Source organism: Nitrospirota bacterium, assembly GCA_020846775.1.
Taxonomy (GTDB): Bacteria; Nitrospirota; 9FT-COMBO-42-15; order HDB-SIOI813; family HDB-SIOI813; genus RBG-16-43-11.
Genome location: JADLDG010000080.1, coordinates 1 through 5,537, shown reverse-complemented (window position 1 = coordinate 5,537; position 5,537 = coordinate 1). Strand labels below are relative to the sequence as shown.

Annotated in this window: 2 protein-coding genes; both read right to left on the bottom strand. The window is 43.9% G+C overall.

The annotated features are described in order from the left end of the window. On the bottom strand, nt 1-4,237 hold a 4,237-nt coding region (locus tag IT392_09905), incomplete at its 3' end, for a neutral zinc metallopeptidase (protein MCC6544798.1). A 961-nt stretch (nt 4,238-5,198) separates the two neighbouring features. Then, nucleotides 5,199-5,450 (bottom strand): hypothetical protein, encoded by a 252-nt coding sequence (locus tag IT392_09900; protein ID MCC6544797.1) that lies wholly within the window; start codon nt 5,448-5,450, stop codon nt 5,199-5,201. Between the last annotated feature and the right edge of the window lie 87 nt (nt 5,451-5,537).

The following is a 5,537-nucleotide window of genomic DNA, read 5'->3' as shown; positions in this document are numbered from 1 at the left end:
TATTCGTGCCTCCTATGCTATCAACCCGATTAACAGCATTTTTCAGTTTCTCCCTATTTCCCGCGACAATGATGAGGCTTTGACGGAGTGTCACTGATTCGTCGAAATCAACAATTGTAATTTTATCTTCATCATCAACAAGATCTATAAATAAGTGTGCTGCACTCTTTCGAAGGTTTTTTGGATCGTTGGAAGTCATGCTTCCGGAACTGTCAATAATGAGAGCAACATCGACGTTAGTTGATGTAGTTTTATCTGAGATAACAATGTGGTTTAAAGTCTTCCCCGCTTTCTGAATAACCCCTGGATTTTTAATAATATTTTCTGGATAAGCTCCAGAAATGTATTCCCTCCAAAATATGGATTTTAGGTGGTGTTGGTTATCGTTTGGATTATAATATGCCCAAATTTCTGTTCCATTTACTTCATCTATGCAATAATAATAGTCCCATTCTATTCCATCACCCTTTGCTTTGATATGGTAAGTATCAAGTGGTTTATCGATAATAACAGACTTTCCAGAATCTAATTTGATATCATCTTTATTATCAATTATCCAATATTTTTGACCAATTGGCTTAATTACATCTGCATAAGGATACCAGTGTGAATTTTTGTTCTCTTTATATTTTGTCTTAAAGTTCTCCCATGTAAAAGGTAAAGAATTTGCTTTGTTTGACCCTTTGACTGTATACCAGTTTGTTCCAGTCAACGATTGCCATTGTCCCGCCCAATATGTTTCATCCCCATATGCCATCCAAGTAACCGAGGCAAGGGTTCGAATATCATTAATGTCATTTACATTGTTTCCTAGCAATTTTTTATGCTCTTCTAATGTAATTTTTGTGGTTTCCGTTGAATTTAACTTCTCAATTGTCGACCATGTTTCCTTGAGCAAATCTATTTGGAAAGGTCCTATTCCTCGCGAGAAATAGAAATCAGTAACATTAATATGTTGATAACAATCCGGACCGGTTTCTCTCACAGTACTGCTATGAGCCGAATAACCAAATTTGCCTCCTTCTGCGTAAGCAAGGGTTGCTAATACAATTTTATATTGATCTTTTGATATTCCCCACTCGTCATTAAAGTATGCAGGATTATTTTCCACAAGCTGACTTATGTTATCGAGAAACGCTTCAAGTGCTTCGTTGTCCGAAGGGATTATTTGAGTATCATCCTCTGTTGAAAAAGTTCTGACATTATCTGCATCGATTGGATGTTTCTCAGTTTCTCCTGTTCCCTGAGAGTCGGCATGAACCGCACGATAATAATAGGCAGTGCCTGATTCCAGTCCCGTTAAATTATATTCATAATTTGGATTTCCAGTTGATACTGTTGTATAACCAACCTTGGTTTTAGGGACGGAGCCGCCTTCATACCTAAAACATACATCATAGCTTTGCCCAGGAATAGGATTTTCTATATGCCCTTTTAAGATTGCAAATGTAGTTCCAATTTGACTTATTTCATCTGTTACTAATTTTGGTGAATCCGGTACAACAGAACTGGAGTTCAAACGGTAAAACGTACATCGGTCCCAAGCTCTATTGCCATACATATATGTGATTCTCTTTTGAATCATATCTTCTGTGTGACCATTGTATAATACAAAATTGTCTGTGTCATACCCGACAGCGATGATTGCATGTTGATATTTATCTGAAGCGTTTCCATAAATCGCAATGTCTCCCGGCGAAAACCAGGTCGGTTCTGAAGGATTCTGTGATTTTAAAATTTCTTCTGAGTAATATCCTTTTGACTTTAACCATGCATTGAGATTATCACAACCGATAATTGATCCATTTTTATCAATATATGTATCTAATGTTAGCCCTCCAGCAATGAGACATTGAGAAACAAAGTTTGCACAATCCCCTCCTTCGTAAGTATAGTCATGATATTCTGGATTTCGATTTACGCCCCCCCATATTTTTGCATATTGCACAGCAGCGTCAGCATCGTAAACTGATGGAATTGGTGTGGTGGTTGGCTCGGTGGTCGGCACGAATTGAACTACGTTGAAAAGTGTTATGGCAGTCACAGGGTTGGCACTCTGGAGGCCAATGGCCGAGACATTGACGATATATTCATCGGCCTTGAAGGTTGTAGTGTCAACCGGGAAGGACCATGTGTTGAAGCCATCATTTCCCCTGACAACATTCACGGTACCTGAAGCATTGAATATTCCGGTTTGGGGGACTTCAGTCGGTCCGAACGAGGAGGAATAGACCTCAACAAGAAGCTCGTCATCGACAGCCAGGTTGGTGGTTCCCTCGATCTCGAACTGGTCTCCGAGCATTACTTCAGGGATCTGGTGAATGTTGATCTCCGGCACTTCGATCATGAACTGGAGCTTGGTGTAGTTATCGTCAACCATCGAATTGTCGAGGGCTGCGGTTAGTGCATTCACTGCATCAGATCCCGGCAGGCTACCTGGCCCTTCGAGTGTGAAGAGGACCGAGTTCGCAGTGGGGTAAGGTCCGACGACATATCGGAAGGCGTACCCATCGGCTGCCATGGGGTATACATCGAATACATCGTTGTTCATCGGGTGCTGAACGACGACGAAGTACTGGCCGCTGGTCATACCTGATGTCATACCCCCGTCGATTTCATACTCAAAGGTTCCGTCATTGTTTACATACTCAATGCTGTAACCGATGAAAGAAGAATTAGAGATATTACCGATAATCCAAATAACAACGCCTTGTGAGGGATCACCTTCTGCAACACCACGAATGTACATATCGTCACCCTTGGCAACGATGCTGTTGGAGACCGTGGCAAGAACAAAAGGTGAATCTTGAATGGGTGTTTGAGGGACGGTAACAGGAATCGATATTGATTTTGAACTAGAACCCGCACTGTTTGATACGGTTAAATTAACGACAAACGTAGTATTGGCATTCGTTACGAATGTATGGACGGGGTTGGCCGTTGTCGCAATTGCACTTCCATCTCCAAAATTCCAATAATACGTAAATGGAGGTGTCCCAGTCGATTTATCGGAAAATTGTACTGATAGTGGCGAATTCCCAGACGTCTGATTTGCAGTAAAATTTGCATGAGGGGATCTGACGATTGGACCATTGCCTGTAACATCCACCTCGGGAAGTTCTTCACAGTTGCAGTCAGATAACAGTCCAGCATCCATCCCTTTCCTGAATGCGTCAACTCGCTGGGCAGACGTGCCGTGCGTGAATGTATCAGGGACGACGTATCCCATGGGCTGCGTCTCATTCCGGTCGTAACCAATGAAGCTTGCGGTATTTAGTGCCTCTTCCAAGTCACCCCTTTCAAGGACCAGGTCACCAAACTGAGCCTGGTATGCCCAGACCGCTGCATAGCAATCGGCCTGTAGTTCAACCGCTTCCGATAGTGCATCGGCGTCGGCTTCACTTATCAAAGATTGTTGCTGGTTGACATACTGCAGAGTACCTAGGAGATTTTGCACATGGTGGCCAACCTCATGAGAAATGACGTATGCGTAGGCAGAATCAGCGGGATCTAGAAGCTGCTCCATTTCATTTAAAAAATTGAGGTCTATATACACAGTCTGATTTTGTGAGCAGTAGAGTGGCCCGATATCGGTTGTAACTTGACCGCACCCTGTGCTGACATTATCTTCGAATACGACAAGATTCGGGGGGCTATATGTTCTAGCCAGATGGTCTTCAAAGATGATGGTCCAAGTCTGGTCTGTATCTGCGAATATCCTTGATGTAAGGTCAATAATCTCGTTTTGTTCTTCTTGGGTTATTGCAGGGGGGACAGTCGAATAGGTGAGGAGGGCGTTTCCCCCGCTGTCATTGATGGTCAGGGTATTTCCAGAGAGGGAATAGGATGCGGCACCCTGGAGGGTGGACAGGTATACCGTCTCCTGGGTCATGACCCCGGCAGGTTCACTACAGGTCATTTTGGTAGTCGCTGGTGGCCCCATTTGAAGTCCGGCAGTGGTTGCTTCATAGTAGGCAATATATTGATTGCACCCTGCCAATCCGGATACCTCCCCCTGAGTATCGAAGAATGCAGTGATCATAGTTCCGGGCTTAATCGAGAGTGACCCATCGCCCTCGTTCAGTGCTACGAGATACCAGGTTATTACGATTAGTGACTGCGGTGCCTGTTGCGTAGCCACAGGAGATTCAACCAGCGTTTCAGCCCCAGCGATTCCTACTGTGAAGAATGTAACGACAAGAGCAATGGTAAGTATGAAATATGGATTTGCTTTCATGAATGCCACCATAGCAAGGAAACTCTTGCAATTTTATTGAATGATTTTTTACATCTGGATTTTGTTCTATTTCATCGGAGGAATGATTGTCAAAGGCACACAATCCAATATTATAGATTGCGGTAGCCAGTCCTCAAGCCGATCATTCCTCAAATAAATTGCGAGGATTCCCAGTTTGGGGATTATTTTATGGTGACATAAAATTGACGCCGAATTTTCCCTTTCCTCAATCGACCGAAAAAGATGATATTTTGTGATTATGTTGGTTAAATCATGCCATTTTTCGTTGCCACAACTGTAAAACGAAATGGTGTGGGGCAGGGCTGGGTGTAAAAAATAATCAAAAGCGGGGAAAATGTGCGCGGCCACCAATCGGGGCGCATTACACGCTCCGTTCTACCTCCCATCCCTCGCACTCGGTATAAGATCTCTGTTTTAATCGATTATTTTTGGGAGATAACACATTTTTGGCCATAATTAATCATCTATTTACCACAGATAAGGGCTCGGTCTCCGGAAGGTTGACCGGCGCCCTGGTGTCGCTCCGCTTCGGCGACGCCCTCACTGCGTTCGGTGGCGGCCTCCGCTCCGCTGGTCCTCGAGTCTCGGGATAGCCGACGGTCGACCGTGCTCCGCACCGTCTCCCTGGTCTCTCTTCTCGGGCTGGTGGGATAGTGACTCCCGTGATTTCGTCGCAGGCTCCTCATCACCGGCTGCACATTCCCGCTCCTCGCGGACCGTTTCACGGACCGTTCGTCGCTGTTACTGGGAACTCTCCCTCATGCTCTTTCCCCGGGTGAGTGCCCGGAGGGTCGAACCGGGCGGCACACGGTGCCGGCCACGAGGCAGCCGCTGAGCGGAGCGGGAGAGTGGGTGCAGGAAAAAAACATCTGAAGAAAATATTCATTTCAAAAAAGGATAATTAGGTTGAAAATTTTATTATTCCGAAAAGGATGAGAAATTAAGTAATCTTTTGTTCCACATCTTTTTGTTCCACATCTTTTTGTTCCATACATTTTTTGTCCATATCTTTTAAGGCTTCTTTAACACCCTCTCTGACTGCCTCTTTACTTCGGTTTTTCTGTTCGCTATATAAGAGGTATACCCCGACTAATATTAATGGAATACCAATAATAGCTCCAATGATCGTGATGCATAATACTGCTCCAATTACGAACAACACCATTGCTAGAATAATACGAAGAAAACCCATAGATATCAACGGAGAGTTCTCTCTTTTTACGATCTAATAATAATGTCTATTTGACTTTTCGGCAGTATATCTAAACTGCTGGAAATT